The sequence below is a fragment of the Stenotrophomonas sp. ESTM1D_MKCIP4_1 genome (assembly GCF_003086895.1).
Taxonomy (GTDB): domain Bacteria; phylum Pseudomonadota; class Gammaproteobacteria; order Xanthomonadales; family Xanthomonadaceae; genus Stenotrophomonas.
The window spans coordinates 1,659,863-1,675,052 of the sequence record NZ_CP026004.1; the positions used below are offsets into that span (position 1 = coordinate 1,659,863).

General features: G+C 67.3%; 15 protein-coding genes and 4 tRNA genes. 7 read left to right on the forward strand and 12 right to left on the reverse strand.

Translation table 11 applies throughout. The annotated features are described in order from the left end of the window. Positions 1-2: 2 nt before the first annotated feature. From C1924_RS07695 to C1924_RS07740, 10 genes are all read right to left on the reverse strand, one after another. A tRNA-Arg gene (locus C1924_RS07695) sits at positions 3-79 on the reverse strand. Positions 80-111: 32 nt separating this feature from the next. Beyond that, positions 112-188 (reverse strand) — tRNA-Arg (locus tag C1924_RS07700). Between the two features lie 70 nt (positions 189-258). Then, positions 259-335: transfer RNA gene (locus C1924_RS07705), tRNA-Arg, on the reverse strand. Then, positions 326-1,252 carry an alpha/beta fold hydrolase gene (locus C1924_RS07710; protein WP_108764762.1) on the reverse strand — a complete coding sequence of 309 codons (927 nt, stop codon included), beginning with the start codon at positions 1,250-1,252 and terminating at the stop codon, positions 326-328. Before C1924_RS07710 ends, C1924_RS07705 begins: the two co-directional genes overlap by 10 nt. After that, positions 1,249-2,058 (reverse strand): bifunctional hydroxymethylpyrimidine kinase/phosphomethylpyrimidine kinase, encoded by an 810-nt coding sequence (thiD, locus tag C1924_RS07715; protein WP_108764763.1) that lies wholly within the window; start codon positions 2,056-2,058, stop codon positions 1,249-1,251. The genes C1924_RS07710 and thiD overlap by 4 nt, the downstream gene beginning before the upstream one ends. A gap of 121 nt (positions 2,059-2,179) precedes the next feature. Beyond that, the gene (locus C1924_RS07720) at positions 2,180-2,848 is read right to left on the reverse strand and encodes a YoaK family protein (protein ID WP_108764764.1); all 669 of its coding nucleotides are present in this window, start codon (positions 2,846-2,848) and stop codon (positions 2,180-2,182) included. A 9-nt stretch (positions 2,849-2,857) separates the two neighbouring features. Then, the gene (locus tag C1924_RS07725) at positions 2,858-3,367 is read right to left on the reverse strand and encodes a hypothetical protein (protein WP_108764765.1); all 510 of its coding nucleotides are present in this window, start codon (positions 3,365-3,367) and stop codon (positions 2,858-2,860) included. Continuing rightward, a complete protein-coding gene (locus tag C1924_RS07730; RefSeq protein ID WP_108764766.1) occupies positions 3,364-4,764 on the reverse strand; it encodes a PhoH family protein in 1,401 nt (466 codons plus the stop codon). The genes C1924_RS07725 and C1924_RS07730 overlap by 4 nt, the downstream gene beginning before the upstream one ends. An 81-nt stretch (positions 4,765-4,845) precedes the next feature. Beyond that, positions 4,846-5,325, reverse strand: coding sequence for a peroxiredoxin (locus C1924_RS07735; protein WP_108764767.1), 480 nt, complete (start codon positions 5,323-5,325; stop codon positions 4,846-4,848). Positions 5,326-5,417: 92 nt separating this feature from the next. Then, positions 5,418-5,978 (reverse strand): glycine cleavage system protein R, encoded by a 561-nt coding sequence (locus C1924_RS07740; RefSeq protein ID WP_108764768.1) that lies wholly within the window; start codon positions 5,976-5,978, stop codon positions 5,418-5,420. 163 nt (positions 5,979-6,141) lie between these two features. Between C1924_RS07740 and dapA the strand changes: the two genes are divergently transcribed. Both dapA and C1924_RS07750 read left to right on the forward strand, forming a co-directional pair. Further along, a complete protein-coding gene (gene dapA / locus C1924_RS07745) occupies positions 6,142-7,035 on the forward strand; it encodes a 4-hydroxy-tetrahydrodipicolinate synthase (RefSeq protein ID WP_108764769.1) in 894 nt (297 codons plus the stop codon). Between the two features lie 32 nt (positions 7,036-7,067). Continuing rightward, entirely contained in the window at positions 7,068-7,595 is a 528-nt protein-coding gene (locus C1924_RS07750) for a hypothetical protein (protein WP_108764770.1), read from the forward strand. A gap of 201 nt (positions 7,596-7,796) precedes the next feature. Here the strand turns inward: C1924_RS07750 and fdxA are convergent, their stop codons facing one another. Next, positions 7,797-8,120: a ferredoxin FdxA gene (gene fdxA, locus C1924_RS07755; RefSeq protein WP_108764771.1), complete on the reverse strand. Its 324-nt coding sequence runs from the start codon at positions 8,118-8,120 to the stop codon at positions 7,797-7,799. 245 nt (positions 8,121-8,365) lie between these two features. Between fdxA and xylB the strand changes: the two genes are divergently transcribed. The 3 genes from xylB to C1924_RS07770 are packed head-to-tail and all read left to right on the forward strand — an operon-like array spanning position 8,366 to position 12,679. Next, positions 8,366-9,859, forward strand: a complete 1,494-nt coding sequence (xylB, locus tag C1924_RS07760; protein WP_108764772.1) for a xylulokinase — start codon at positions 8,366-8,368, stop codon at positions 9,857-9,859. 22 nt (positions 9,860-9,881) lie between these two features. Beyond that, positions 9,882-11,222 (forward strand): xylose isomerase, encoded by a 1,341-nt coding sequence (gene xylA / locus C1924_RS07765; protein WP_108764773.1) that lies wholly within the window; start codon positions 9,882-9,884, stop codon positions 11,220-11,222. Positions 11,223-11,254: 32 nt separating this feature from the next. Further along, the gene (locus C1924_RS07770) at positions 11,255-12,679 is read left to right on the forward strand and encodes a sugar porter family MFS transporter (protein ID WP_108764774.1); all 1,425 of its coding nucleotides are present in this window, start codon (positions 11,255-11,257) and stop codon (positions 12,677-12,679) included. A gap of 490 nt (positions 12,680-13,169) precedes the next feature. Here C1924_RS07770 and C1924_RS07775 read toward each other — a convergent pair. Continuing rightward, positions 13,170-13,244, reverse strand: a tRNA-Glu gene (locus tag C1924_RS07775). A 49-nt stretch (positions 13,245-13,293) separates the two neighbouring features. Here C1924_RS07775 and pcnB point away from each other — a divergent pair. Both pcnB and folK read left to right on the forward strand, forming a co-directional pair. Continuing rightward, the gene (gene pcnB, locus C1924_RS07780) at positions 13,294-14,673 is read left to right on the forward strand and encodes a polynucleotide adenylyltransferase PcnB (RefSeq protein WP_108764775.1); all 1,380 of its coding nucleotides are present in this window, start codon (positions 13,294-13,296) and stop codon (positions 14,671-14,673) included. A 3-nt stretch (positions 14,674-14,676) separates the two neighbouring features. After that, a complete protein-coding gene (folK, locus tag C1924_RS07785; protein ID WP_108764776.1) occupies positions 14,677-15,162 on the forward strand; it encodes a 2-amino-4-hydroxy-6-hydroxymethyldihydropteridine diphosphokinase in 486 nt (161 codons plus the stop codon). The last annotated feature ends 28 nt before the right edge of the window (positions 15,163-15,190 follow it).

Below are 15,190 nucleotides of genomic sequence, written 5' to 3' on the forward strand. Positions count from 1 at the left end.
AATGGTGCGCCCGGAGAGATTCGAACTCCCGACCGCCTGGTTCGTAGCCAGGTACTCTATCCAACTGAGCTACGGGCGCCAATTACATAAACTTGTTGTATTGATCGTGTGTGGTGCGCCCGGAGAGATTCGAACTCCCGACCGCCTGGTTCGTAGCCAGGTACTCTATCCAACTGAGCTACGGGCGCGCGGTACACAATCAATTTGTTACTTCATTTTACTGCATCTTCCAGCGGCGGATGCTGGAAGCCTGTCGAGTGGTGCGCCCGGAGAGATTCGAACTCCCGACCGCCTGGTTCGTAGCCAGGTACTCTATCCAACTGAGCTACGGGCGCCCTGCGACAGGAGCGGAATTATGCGGATGTCGGCGGCTGTCGTCAACGCTTTTGTGAAAATTTTCATTCAACTGAATGAAAAAGCTCTCCGCCACAATGTCTGGCGCCTTCATCCACGCGAAGTGATCGGCACGCGTCCCCAGTTCCTGCGCGGACAGCACGCGCACGCGTGAGGCCACATTCGGCAGCTTGGCCAGCAGCGCGTGCATGGAGCCGGGCGGCGCGAACCAATCATCGGCCATCAGCACCGCCTGCGCGCTGCCATGGATGCGTGCCAGCTGCGCATCAAGATCCTCGTGCATGCCCACGGCGGCGTAGTGGTTGTTCAGGCCCACACGTGCCCAGTCCGCGATCAGGCCACGCGCTTCGGTGCCGCCAAAGCCAAGGCGGCGGCCGTGCAGTACACCCTGGCGGCGCGCGATCCATGGCAGGAAGCGGTAGAACAGCGGAAGCAGCCAGCCGCGCGGGGCCGGGAACACGCGCCAGAACGGCGTGCCACTGGCCGCCAGCCACAGGCGCTGGAAACGGTCCGGGTTGCGCCCCGCATGCAGGCAGGCGAGCTGCCCGCCCAGGCTGTGTCCACCGATGATCCAGGGCAGGGCGCTGGCCGCTTCGTCTTCGCGGCCCAGCACGGCCTGGCTGGTCGGCAGATCCTGCTCGAGGATCTCGCGATACCCCCAGTCGGTGGTACGCGACGGGCGCAGGGAACTGCTGCCGTTGCCGCGCCACTCGTGCAGGTAGACGGCGACGCCACGTGCGGCCAGTGCCTGCGCCAGCGGCAGGTAGTGGCGCGCGGCCACACCCAGCGCCGGCAGCCACAGCAGGCGCGCCACGGGGTCGGCAGGCACGCAGGCGATGATTTCGTAACGGTGGCCATCGCCGCTGTCCACGGCGAAGGTGCGCGGCGTATCGGTCATGCGTGTGGCGCCGCGCCGAAGTGGTCCAGCACCAGCACCTCGCTGCGTCCGGGCGCATAGCCCTGCTGCAGGCCGCGCGCCACGTAGTCGATGCCGGCTTCGCAGGCGTTGGCCAGGCTCAACCCGTTGCACAGCTGTGCGGCGATGGCCGAGGCCAGCGTGCAGCCGGTGCCATGTGCATCCAGCGGCAGCCGTGCGTGGATGAACTCCTCGCTGCTGACGCCATCGAAATAGCGGTCGATCACCCGGTTGCCTTCATGCAGGTGGCCACCCTTCAGCAGCACCGCGCCGGCGCCCATGTCCAGCAGGGCTGCAGCGGCCTGTTCGGCCTGGTCGGCGTTGGTGATGCTGCCGCCGACCAGCAGCTCGGCTTCCGGGGTATTGGGAGTGATCAGCGTTGCCAGCGGCAGCAGGCGTTCGCGCATCGCCTGCAGCGCGCTGTCTTCCAGCAGGCGTGCGCCGCTGGTGGCGACCATCACCGGGTCCAGCACCACGTGTGCGGGGCGGCGCTGTGCAAGCACATCGGCGACGGTGTGGATGACCTCGGCATTGGCCAGCATGCCGAGCTTGACGGCGTGGATGTCGAAATCATCGAAGCAGGCGTCCAGCTGCGCGCGCAGGAAGGCGACCGGTGGCACGTGCACGGCGATGACGCCGCGGGTGTTCTGCGCCGTCAATGCTGCGATGGCGGACAGGCCATGTACGCGGTGCGCGGCGAAGGCCTTCAGATCGGCCTGGATGCCGGCGCCACCGCCGGAATCGGAGCCGGCGATGGTGAGGGCGGAAGCGGGAGTGGTCGGGCTCATGCAGCGATTGTGCCGTGGTCCCGCAGGGGAAGGTAGATCCACGCCATGCGTGGATGCGCTGGATCCGGCAGCCGGGGTCAGAGCCTTCTACGCGGGAGAGGGATCTGACCCCCGCCCATCCTCAGTGCCGCCAGCGCGCCCACTGCTGGTACAGCACGTAGACGATGCCGGTCAGGCCGGTGAGCAGGGCAGGCGCCAGCAGGGCGTCGTAGCGGAAACGCATGAACAACCACGCGCCGAGGATGCCGCCGCCGAGGAAGCCGCTGATGATCAGGCCGCTGAGGGTGAGCCGGCGCACCTGCAGGGGCAGGCCGCGCAGCAGATGGCCCAGGCCGATGCCGAGGTCGGTGAACATGCCGCTCAGATGCGTGGTACGCACCACCGCGCCGCTGAACGTGGTGGCCATCGCGTTCTGCAGGCCGCAGGCCATGGCGGCGGCGAGGGCTCCCCAGATCTGCTGCTGCTCGAACAGTGGAATGGCCACCAGCAGCAGCGTGGATTCGATGGCCAGCGCCACGCCGTAGCGGCGGCCCAGCTGCAGGGTGTTGTCCTGGATCAGCAGGCCGCTGAGCATCGCGCCCAGCGAGAAGGCGATCAGCAGGCCCCAGAGGTGGCCCACGGCGCGCCAGTCACCCTCGGCGATGGCCATGCCCAGCTGGCTGGTGCTGCCGGTCATGTGGCTGACCGCCTGATGCTCGAAGCCCAGGAAACCCACCACGTTGACCATGCCGGCCACGCTGGACAAGGCGACGGCGCCGATCCAGACCCAGGTGGGCAGGCGGATTCCCATGCCGCCGCCTCAGGGCGACGGCACTTTGCCGCCGTTGAACTGCAGGTCGCTGAAGCTACCGCTGGCCGGATCGAACACCGCGCCCCAGAACTGCCGGCCACCATCGCACACGCGGATCGCTTCGCGCGCCGGATTGGTTGTGGCGCCGTCAGGCAGGTGGAACGCGTTGATGTAGATCAACTGCTGGCCACCGCTTTCGATGCCCACGTACTGGCGATCGAAATCCAACACGTGCGGAACCTGGGCTTCCAGCGAGGACAGCCTGGCTTCCATCTGGTCCACCTGCTGCCGGCTCGGCGCCCAGTAACCCGTCACCCGCCCGGCCTCGCGGCCGGGGCTTGTGCGCGAGCAGGTGTCCAGCACCTGCGCGGCGATGACGGGGCGGGTGACCACCCACGATTGGCCGGTACGCTCGGCGGTCGGCACGCTGGCCGGGCCGCGCGTGGTGGTGCAGGCGGCCAGTGCGGCTGCGAGGGCGATCGCAGCCGTGGGCAGCAGCAGGCGGGTGAAACGGTTCACAACACCTCCGAAGCATAATCGGCCAGGCGCGAACGCTCGCCACGGCGCAGGGTGATATGCGCACTATGCGGCCAGTTCTTGAAGCGGTCCACCGCGTAGGTCAGGCCCGAGGTGGTTTCGGTCAGGTACGGGGTATCAATCTGTTCGACGTTGCCCAGGCAGACGATCTTGGTGCCGGGGCCGGCACGGGTGATCAGCGTCTTCATCTGCTTCGGGGTGAGGTTCTGCGCCTCGTCCAGGATCAGATAACGCGACAGGAAGGTGCGCCCGCGCATGAAGTTCATCGAACGGATCTTGATGCGGCTGGCCAGCAGATCGTTGGTGGCCTGCCGGCCCCAGGTGCCGCCTTCCTGGTTGTGGGTGAGCACTTCCAGGTTGTCGGTCAGCGCGCCCATCCACGGGGTCATCTTTTCTTCTTCGGTGCCGGGCAGGAAGCCGATGTCCTCGCCCACGCTCACCGTGGCGCGGGTCATGATGATTTCGCGATAGCGCTGCTGGTCCATCGTCTGCGCCAGGCCGGCAGCCAGGGCCAGCAGGGTCTTGCCGGTGCCGGCGGTGCCGAGCAGGGTGACGAAGTCGATCTCCGGGTCCATCAGTGCGTTGAGCGCGAAGTTCTGTTCGCGGTTGCGTGCGCTGATGCCCCACACGGCATGGCTGCCGTGGCGGAAATCATCAACCAGCGACAGCACCACCTTGCCATCGCCCACCACGCGGCTGACGCGCAGTTCGACTTCATCTTCGCCCGGCAGGTAGACGTACTGGTTCGGGTACCACTCCTCGCCGTCCTGGGCGAGGATTTCGTAGTGGGTGCGGCCCTTGTCGCTCCAGCTGCGCAGGTCCTCGCCGTGGCGCTTCCAGAAGTCTTCCGGCAGTTCGGTGGCGCCGGTGTACAGCAGGCTGAAATCATCCAGCGCGCGGTCGTTCTCGTAGTCCTCGGACACGATGCCTGCGATGGCGGCCTTGATCCGCAGGTTGATGTCCTTGGAAACGAACACCACCGGCAGGTCCGGGGTTTCTTCCTTCAGGGCAAGGATGGCGCCGAGGATGGCGTTGTCCGGGATGACCTTGCCGAAGCTCTTGCCTGCATCGAAATGGCTGGTCTGGAAGCGCAGCTTGCCGGCGCTCTGCTTGCCCCGCAATTGCAGGCCGTTGGGACGCTGCAGCGGAATGCCGTCGGCCAGGTTGTCCAGGCCCGATTCCTGCACCAGCTCGTTGAGGAAGCGGCTGACCTGGCGCGCGTTGCGGCTCGCTTCGGACGTTCCCTTCTTGCCGTTGTCCAGCTCCTCGATCACCTGCATGGGCAGGTAGACGTCATGTTCCTCGAATTTGAACAGCGCGGTGGGATCGTGCATCAGCACGTTGGTATCCAGCACGTAGATGCGCTTGCCTCGGGTCATCGTCATTTCCTGGTTACGGACAGGGAAAAACCACCACGGCCTGCAGGGCAGGGTGATGGCGGACACAGTGGGCGTTGGGACTCACTTGGATTGGGCGGCCTTCAGTTCGGCAAGCACGGCGTCGGCATGGCCGGCGACCTTGACCTTGCGCCAGGACTGGATGAGTTGGCTGTCGGGAGAAATGAGGAAGGTGCTGCGTTCGATGCCACGTACCTGCTTGCCGTACATGTTCTTCATCTTGATGACGTCGAAGGCGGTGCACAGCGCTTCGTCGGCATCGCTGACCAGCGGAAAGTTGAAACCCTGCTTGGCGCAGAAGTTGTCGTGGGACTTGACCGAGTCGCGGGAGACGCCGAGCACGACCGCGCCGGCCTTCCTGAATTCCGGCAGCAGGGCGTTGAAGTCGATGCCTTCGGTGGTGCAGCCGGGCGTGCTGTCCTTGGGGTAGAAGTACAGCACCAGCCACTGGCCGGCGTAGTCGCCGAGGGTGGACTGGTTGCCGCCGGACAGCGCCAGCGGCAGGGAAAGGGTGGTGCTGTCCAGGGTATCGCCGTTGTTCATGAGGTCCTTCTGTCGAGCCTGGGTTGTTTCTACGACAATTGCATGAAACGCCACGCGCCTGTGAGAGGCGCGCGAAAAATCCGCACTTCCGATCAGAATTTCATCGGGTCCATGATCGCGTCCAGGTTCAGATGGTCGCAGAACTCAAGGAAATCATCGCGCAGTGCAGCGATGTGCATGTTGGCCGGCACGCCGATGGTGACCTGCGCGCTGAACATTTCAGCACCGGTCTGCATGGCGCGGTAACGCGTGCTCTGCAGGTTCTCGATGGTGATGCCCTGGCGGTCGAAGAAATCGGCCAGCTGGAACAGGATGCCCGGCTTGTCGGCGGCGATCACTTCCACGATGTACGGCAGCAGGTTGGACTGCGCCAGCTTGGCTTCCGTGCGGTACCAGACCAGCTTCAGGCCTTCCTCTCGCTCAAGCCGGGTCAGCATGGCTTCCAGCTTGGCGACCGAATCCCAGGAGCCGGTGGCCAGGGCGGTGACCGAGACATCGCGGCCCACCGTGGCCAGGCGCGCGTCCACCAGATTGCAGCCGCTGTCGGCGATGCGGCGGGTGACGGACAGCAGGGGGGACTCCGGATGCGTCGTGTAGGCGTTGATCAGGAGGTGGTTTTCGCTCGGCGCGGGGCGCGGGGTGGTGTCGGTCAAGGCGATTCCGGGTAATGCAGGGGTGAGTCTGAATGCCCGCCGGGGGCGGGAATCCACCGGTGTCCAGCATACTTGCCCGTGCTTTCGCGCCGCAAGTAACATTCAGGGTGCCCCCGGCCTGTCGTGGCGGGCGTTTCCCTCCCCAGCCAAGAGCAGCACGTCCTTGTCCCTTTCCGGCCTCATCACCGCGCTGGCGACCCCGTTCCGGGCCGACGGCTCCCTCGACCCCGATGGTTGGCAGCGCCTGCTGCACCTGCAGCTGGAAGGCGGCGTGCAGGGCGTCGTCGTTGCCGGCTCGACCGGCGAAGCAGCCACCCTCTCCGATGCCGAATACGACCAGCTGCTGGCCAGCGCGGTCGAGCACATCGCCGGCCGCGTGCCGGTCCTGGCCGGCACCGGCCTGTCCGGCACCGCCAAAACGATCGAACAGACCCGCCGCGCCGCCGCGCTCGGCGCCACCCACGCGCTGGTGGTCACCCCGCCGTACGTGCGTCCCACCCAGGCCGGCCTGATCGCGCATTACCGTGCCGTGGCCGACCAGGGCGGCCTGCCCGTGGTGCTGTACAACGTGCCCGGCCGTACCGGCTGCGACATGCAGCCGGAGACCGTGGCCGAGCTTGCCCGCCATCCCAACATCGTGGCCATCAAGGAAGCGGTGGGTGACACCGGCCGCGTCCACGCCCTGCTGGCACTGGCCGGCCCGGATTTCGCCGTGCTCAGCGGCGACGACGGTACCGCCGCCCGCTCGATCCAGGCGGGCATGGCCGGGCTGATCTCGGTCGGTTCCAACGTCCTTCCCGGTGCCTACCGCCGCATGTGTGCGCTGGCCGCAGCCCACGAACATGACGCCACCGAATCCTGGGATGCGCGCTTGCAGCCGTTCCACGATTTCTGCGGAGTCGAGCCTAACCCGATCCCGGTCAAGGCGCTGCTGCGCCGTATCGGCATCGGCCATGACCTGCGCCTGCCGCTGCTGCCGCTGTCGGCGGCACACCAGCCCGCAGCCGACCATCTTGCCGGCGACATCGCCGCCCTTGAAGCCCTTTCCAGCCACTGACCTGTTGTCGTGGCCTGATCCAGGAGATCCACATGCGTCATTCCGTTTCCACTGTCCGCGTGCTGTCCTACGCGCTGCTCGCCGTCGCCGTTGCGGCCGGCACCACCGGCTGCTTCAAGCGTGGCGCCAAGGGTGATTACGCCCTGGCCCCCGAAATGCGTCCTCTGGAAGTGCCGCCGGATCTGAACGTTCCCACCGGTGCCGGTGGCAACCAGGTGCCGGTGCTGAGCTCGGCCGCCAAGCCGGCGGCTCCGGCTGCTGCCGCAACCACGGCCGCTCCGGCCCCCAACAACAGCGGCTTCACCATTCCGGGCAGCAAGGAAGAGGCCTTCGGCAAGGTCGGTACCGCGCTGGAAGGCGTGGAAGGCGTGACCATCGCCAGCCGCGCGCAGCTGCTGGGTTCCTACGATGTGGCCTATGAAGGCAGCAACTTCCTGGTCCGCGTGGTTGCCGTCGATGCCGGTGCCTACATTTCCGCGGTGGATCCGCGTGGCCTGCCGGCCACCGCCGAAGCCCCGGTGAAGCTGATTGCCGCACTGAAGGCCAAGCTGGCGCAGTAAGCACGGCGCTGGCACCGGGTAAACGCCAAGCAAGGTTGGCATCGACCCACGAAAAAGGGCGCCCCGGGCGCCCTTTTTTGTTGCTGCGCTTTGCTCTGGTAGACGCCAACCTTGGTTGGCGCCGGCGTGCCAACCAAGGTTGGCATCGACCCACGAAAAAGGGCGCCCTGGGCGCCCTTCTTCGTTGCAACCGCCGGTCGATCAGCGCTCCAGCAGCGGCAGCTTGTCCGGCTTGCCGTCCCACTCGCCGGCGTCGGCGGGCGGATCCTTGCGCACGGTCAGCACCGGCCACGCCTTGGCGAGCTCGGCATTGAGGCCGACGAACACTTCCTGGCCGGCCGGCACGTCGTCCTCCGGGAAAATCGCGTTGACCGGGCACTCCGGCTCACAGAGGGTGCAGTCGATGCACTCGTCCGGGTCGATCACCAGGAAGTTCGGGCCTTCGTGGAAGCAATCCACGGGGCACACTTCCACGCAATCGGTGTGTTTGCACTTGATGCAGTTTTCGGTGACGACAAAGGGCATAAGGGGGAGGCAGATCCGTCTTCAAGCGGACAATTCTAGAACAGGTTGAACGCGCGCGCTGCCGTCGGGCGCACCTGCGCCATGCGACGCCGCGTTCCGGCACCGCCGGCAAGGGCGCGCGGCCGCCGCGCAGACGGACTTTGCGGCAGTGCACATTGCCAAGCCGGGGAGGCCCCCGGCAGACTCGATGTCCATCGGTGGACATCTGGCGGTGAAGCGGTGCGGATCGCAGGAACGGGCAGGGCATGAGCGTCTATCTGGGGATCGATGCCGGCACGCAGAGCGTGAAGGTGATCGCTTACGACGCGGCGGAACGCGCGGTGCTGGCGCAGCAGGCGCGGCCGCTGGAACTGATGGCGACGGCCAACGGGGGGCGCGAGCAGAACGCTGCGGACTGGGTGAAGGCGCTGGTGGAGGCGGTGCAGGCGCTGCCCGGCCCGGTGCGGGCGCGGGTGCGCGGGCTGGCGGTCTCCGGCCAACAGCATGGGTTCGTGCCGCTGGGGCGCGACAACCGTGCGCTGGGCCCGGTCAAACTGTGGTGCGACACCAGCACCGACGCCGACTGTCTGGCCATCTCCACTGCCGTGGGTGGGCCCGAGGCCTGCATCGCTGCGGCCGGCAACGATCTGCGGGTGGGCTATACCGCCTCCAAACTGCGCTGGACCCGGCAGCACCGGCCCGAGGTCGATGCGGCTCTGGATGGCATCGCGTTGCCGCATGACTATCTGAATCTGTGGTTGACCGGGCAGCGCTTCATGGAAGCCGGCGATGCCTCCGGTACGGGATGGCTGGATGTGCGCCGACGCGACTGGTCGCCGGTGATGCTGGCGGCCACCGATGAGCGGCGCGACCTGCGCGCGCTGCTGCCACCCCTGGTCGGCCCGGAGCAGGGCTGCACCCTGCTGCCGGCGATCGCGGCGCTGCTGGGGCTGCCAGCCGGAACGCGTGTGGCCGTGGGTGGCGGCGACAACATGATGGCGGCGATCGGCACCGGTGCGGTGCGCGAAGGGCGGCTGAGCATGAGCCTGGGAACGTCGGGCACGCTGTTCGCCTGGAGCGCCACACCCCGCGTGGACGCGCAGGGGCGCTGGGCTGCGTTCTGTGCCTCCGACGGCGGCTGGCTGCCGCTGATCTGCACCATGAACTGCACCGTGGCCACCGGCCAGATTGCCGCGTTGCTGGGGCAGTCGCCTGCGCAGTGCGAGGCCCTGCTGGCGCAGAGTGCGCCCGGTGCCGATGGGCTGGTGATGCTGCCGTTCTTCAACGGCGAACGCAGCCCCGACCTGCCGCTGGCGCGAGGTGCACTGCAGGGGCTGGACCTGCACAACCTGACGCCCGCCAACCTCTACCGCGCCGCGATGGAAGGCGCCAGCTACAGCCTGCGGCTGGGCCATGACGCGCTGGTGGAAGGCGGCCTGCGCGGTGAGCGCCTGGTGCTGACCGGCGGCGGTGCCAACAGTCCCGCGTGGCGCCAGTTGATCGCCGACCTGTTCCAGCTTCCCGTGGCCGTGCCGGTGCAGGCCGAGGGTGCCGCGTTCGGTGCGGCGTTGCAGGCGCTGTGGTTGTGCGAAGGGGAGGGCCGCGCGCTGGCCGACCTGGTCGATGACCACCTGCAGTTCGATGCCGCCCTGGCTGCCCGGCCCGATCCCACCCGCGCCGCTGCCTACGAGGCCGGCTACCAGCGTTTCGTCCACCACCTGCAGGCGTTGACGCCGCTGTTCCAGCAGCGCCTGCCCTGATCCCGAAAAGGAAGCATCGTCCATGGCAACCCCGTTCCATGTTGGTCAGCGTGAGTACTTCCCCGGCATTGGTCGCATTCCTTTCGAGGGACGTGATTCCGACAATCCCCTGGCCTTCAAGGTCTACGACGCGCAGCGGCAGATCGGCGGGCGCAGCATGGCCGAGCACCTGCGCTTTGCGGTGGCCTACTGGCACAGCTTCTGTGGCGCCGGCCAGGACCCGTTCGGGCCGGGTACCCGTGCGTTCCCCTGGGACCACGGCGATACGCCGCTGGCCCGTGCCGAGGCGCGCTGTGATGCCGCCTTCGAGTTCTTCACCAAGCTGGGCGTGCCGTACTGGTGCTTCCATGACGTGGACCTGGCGCCGGACGCGGAGGACATCGGCGAGTACCGCGCCAACCTCGCGCACATGGTCGAACTGGCCAGGCAGCGCCAGCAGCAGACCGGCATGCAGCTGTTGTGGGGTACGGCCAACCTGTTCTCGCACCCGCGCTACATGAACGGCGCGGCCACCAATCCGGACTTCGCCGTGGTCGCGCGCGCAGCGGTGCAGGTGCGTGCGGCGCTGGAGGCGACCGTGGCGCTGGGGGGCAGCAACTACGTGTTCTGGGGGGGCCGCGAAGGCTACGCCTGCCTGCTCAACACCGACATGAAGCGCGAACAGGCGCACCTGGCCCGTTTCCTGGCCGCCGCCCGCGACCACGGCCGCAGCATCGGCTTCGAGGGAACGTTCCTGATCGAGCCGAAGCCGATGGAACCGATGCACCACCAGTACGACTTCGACAGCGCCACCGTGGTCGGCTTCCTGCGCGAGCATGGGCTGGACGGCGATTTCAAACTGAACATCGAGGCCAACCACGCGACCCTGTCCGGGCATACCTTTGCCCATGACCTGCAGGTGGCCGCCGATGCCGGCCTGCTGGGCAGCATCGATGCCAACCGCGGCAACCCGCAGAACGGCTGGGACACCGACCAGTTCCCGACCGACCTGTACGACACGGTAGGCGCGATGCTGGTGGTGCTGCGGCAGGGCGGGCTGGGCCATGGCGGCCTCAACTTCGACGCCAAGGTCCGCCGCGAGTCGACCGACCCGCAGGACCTGTTCCTGGCCCATATCGGCGGCATGGATGCCTTCGCGCGCGGCCTGGAGGTGGCCCATGCACTGCTGCAGGCCTCGCCGCTGGAGCAGTGGCGGCGCGAGCGCTATGCCAGCTTCGACCACGGCCCCGGCCAGGCATTTGCTGCTGGCCAGCTCAGCCTGGACGACCTCTGCGCCCATGCCCAGCAGGCCGGCGAGCCGCGCCAGCGTAGCGGCCGACAGGAAGCCTATGAGAACCTGCTGAACCAGTACCTGCTGCGCTGAGCGGCCGGCCCACCTCTTTCGCGGAAGACCCAATGTCCACAGCGATTCCTGCAAGCGCCGGCAGCCGCGGCGAAAACACTGCCTTCATCGTCCTGATCAGCTGCGTGGCCACCCTCGGTGGTTTCCTGTTCGGCTTCGACAGTGGCGTGATCAACGGTACGGTCGACGGCCTGCGCCAGGCGTTCAATTCCAGCGAGGCGGCGCTGGGCTTCGAGGTGGCGTCGATGCTGCTGGGCTGCGCCATCGGTGCCTTCGTGGCCGGGCGCCTGGGTGACCTGCTGGGCCGGCGCAGCGTGCTGATCATCTCGGCGGTGCTGTTCCTGCTGTCGGCGCTGGGTGCGGGCGCGGCGCATGCCTCGTGGCTGTTCGTGGCCGCACGCATGGTCGGTGGCTTCGCGGTAGGGGCGGCCAGCGTGATGTCGCCGGCCTACATCGCCGAAGTGGCCTCGGCGCGCTATCGCGGCAAGCTGGCCACGGTGCAGCAGATGGCGATCATCAGTGGCCTGTTCGCAGCGTTCCTCAGCAACTTCCTGCTGGCCCGTGCGGCCGGTGCCTCCACCGAGGTGCTGTGGCTGGGGCAGGAGGCATGGCGCTGGATGTTCTGGATGCAGGCCATTCCGTCGCTGCTGTTCCTGGTGCTGCTGCTGGCCATTCCGGAAAGCCCGCGTTTCCTGGTGGCCAAGGGCCGCCACGCACAGGCCGAGGCGGTGCTGGTGAAGCTGTACGGCACGGCCGAGGCGCGGGCCAAGCGCAGCGAGATCGAGGGCAGCCTGGCCCAGGACCAGCATCGCCCGACCTTCGCCGACCTGAAGGACAAAGCCAGTGGCAAGCTGCGCGGCATCGTCTGGGTGGGTATCGGCCTGGCGGTGCTGCAGCAGCTGGTGGGCATCAACGTGGTGTTCTACTACGGCGCGGTGCTGTGGCAGGCGGTGGGCTTCTCGGAAAACGACGCGCTGCTGATCAACGTGCTGTCCGGTGCGCTGAGCATCGGTGCCTGCCTGGTGACGGTGCTGCTGATCGACCGCATCGGTCGCAAGCCGCTGCTGTGGGTGGGTTCGGTCGGCATGGCGGTTGCGCTGGCGCTGATGGTGGTGGCCTTTGCCAGTGGCAGCCTGGTCGATGGGAAGCTGCAGTTGTCCGATGGCATGGGCCGGCTGGCGCTGGTGGCGGCCAACGTCTACGTCGTGTTCTTCAACATGTCGTGGGGCCCGGTGATGTGGGTGATGCTGGGCGAGATGTTCCCGAACCAGATCCGCGGCTCGGCGCTGGCGGTGGCCGGTGCGGCGCAGTGGACATCCAACTTCGCCATCACCGTCACCTTCCCGATGCTGCTGGCCGGCATCGGCCTGGCCGGTGCGTACGGCATCTACACCGTCGCCGCGTTCCTCTCCATCTTCTTCGTCATCCGCTACGTGCGCGAAACCAAGGGCAAGGAACTGGAGCAGATGGAAGGCTGACGGCCGGCCTGCGTTTTAGCGCCTTCCTGTTCCGTGGGGGGAGGGGGCAGGCCGCCCTCTCCAGGACACGCAAAATCCCCTCCATGGTGCTCGATGGCGCCATCCATGGCGCCAACGGTCCTGGAGAGGGCGGCCTGCCCCCTCCTGACAGTTTCATGGTGCGTGCGGCAGCTGCGAAGCAGCAACCGACGTCTGCCGCGGCGGGCATGAAACCGTCCAGAGCCGGCGGGGCCCTCCCAGCGCTGAGCCTTCGGTCCACAGGTGGTGCCCCTACAACATTCTGGCCCCTGCAGGCCAGGACCGTTGGCGCCATGGATGGCGCCATCGAGCCCCCAGGGATGGGTTTACGGCGTGTCCTGGCCCGAAGGGCCCCGCCGGCTCACGCCGATAGCAAAGAGGCGCCACAACGACCAACCACCCGAAGCCACACACCCCGGAAAACAGAAAAGCCCGCACGAAGGCGGGCTTTTTCGGTTCCTGCTGCGGCGACTGGTGCTCCCTAGGGGACTCGAACCCCTGTTTTAGCCTTGAGAGGGCCACGTCCTAACCACTAGACGAAGGGAGCGGTGTGTCGCTGCCGAGGCAGGAGCGCTAGTATATGCACCTCGATGCCATTGGGCAATCCCGAAACTTCAACCGGAAGCGCCAACATCATTTCCCCTGCTCCATCACCGTTCAGCCTGCGCGTCATCCCGCGCGACCAGCACACGATCTCCCGCAAGGACATCAGCCCGAATGCTCTGCGCGTGCTGTACCGCCTGCGCGATGCCGGCTTCGGCGCCTACCTTGTGGGCGGCGCGGTGCGCGACCTGCTGGTCAATGGCCAACCCAAGGATTTCGACGTGGCCACCGATGCCACGCCCGAACAGGTCAAGCAGCTGTTCCGCAACTGCCGCCTGATCGGCCGCCGTTTCCGCCTCGCCCACGTGGTCTTCGGCCGCGAGATCATCGAAGTCGCCACCTTCCGCGCCAACAGCGATGACGGCAGCGGCGACCGCGAAATGGAAAACGGCATGCTCGTGCGCGACAACGTGTACGGCACCATCGAAGACGATGCCGTCCGCCGCGACTTCACCTGCAACGCCCTGTACTACGCCATCGAGGATTTCTCGGTGCGCGATTACACCGGCGGCTTCGAGGACGTGCAGGCACGCCTGATGAAGCTCATCGGCGACCCGGTGCAGCGCTACCAGGAAGACCCGGTGCGCATGCTGCGCGCCGTGCGCCTGGCCGCCAAGCTGGGTTTCCAGATCGAAGAAGGCACTGCCGCACCGATCCCGCACCTGGCCGGTCTGCTCAACGAGGCCGCCCCGGCGCGCCTGTTCGAGGAAGTGCTCAAGCTGTTCCTGTCCGGGCATGGCGTGGCCAGCTTCGAGGGCCTGGAGCGTTACGGCCTGCTCGACGTGCTGTTCCCCGAAAGTGCCAAGGCCCTGAAGTCCAACCGCACCGGCGCGCTGCGCCGCATGCTGGTGGAAGGCCTGGCCAATACCGATGCGCGCGTGGCCCGGGATGAACCGGTTTCGCCCGCGTTCCTGTTCGCACTGCTGCTGTGGCCGGCGTACTGCCGCGCCCAGGCCAGCCTGCTCAAGCAGGGCGTGGCGCCGGAAGAAGCGCAGCGTCGTGCCGCCGACCGGGTGACCGTGCAGCAGCTGAGCACCATCGCCCTGCCGCGTCGCTTCTCGCTGCCGATGCAGGAAATCTGGCTGCTGCAGTCGCGCTTCAGCTCGCGCCAGCGCAAGCGCGTGCTCCGTACCCTGACGCACCCGCGCTTCCGCGCTGCGTTCGACTTCCTGTCCCTGCGCCAGGTCGCCTCGGCCGAACACGAAGCCGATGTGGCGTTCTGGCGCGAGGCACAGGCGCAGTCCGGGCATGAGCTGGACTCCTCGCTGGATGCCGCGCATGCCGACGGTGGAGACGAAGAGGGCGGGGCACCGCGCAAGCGTCGCCGTCGTCGTCGTCGCACTGGTGGGGGCGCCGGCGGCGCCGCCGAGTAAGCCATGACCCTTGCCTGGATCGGCCTGGGGGCCAACCTGGGTGACGCGGCCAGTACCGTCCGCGCGGCCATCGCCGCGCTGGATGGTCTGCCGGGCACGCAGCTGCGCCAGGCGTCACGCCTGTACGCCACGCCGGCCTGGGGCAACGAAGACCAGCCGCCGTTCGTCAACGCGGTGGCCGCGGTCGAAACCACTCTGGCGGCCCGCGATCTGCTGCAGGCGATGCTGGCGCTGGAGCAGCAGTTCGGCCGCGTGCGTGACCCCGCCGTGCACTGGGGCCCGCGCGCACTCGACCTGGATCTGCTGCTGTATGGAACACAGGTGCTGGATGAGCCCGACCTGCAGGTGCCGCACCCGTATCTGCACGAACGTGCCTTCGTGCTGGTGCCGTTGGCCGAAATCGCACCGGATCTGGTCATTCCCGGCCATGGTCGCGTGCAGGATGCAGTGGTGCGGGTCGATGCCTGCGGGATCGCGCCGATAGGGTGATAATGGCCGGGTTATCTCCCCCGGTTAT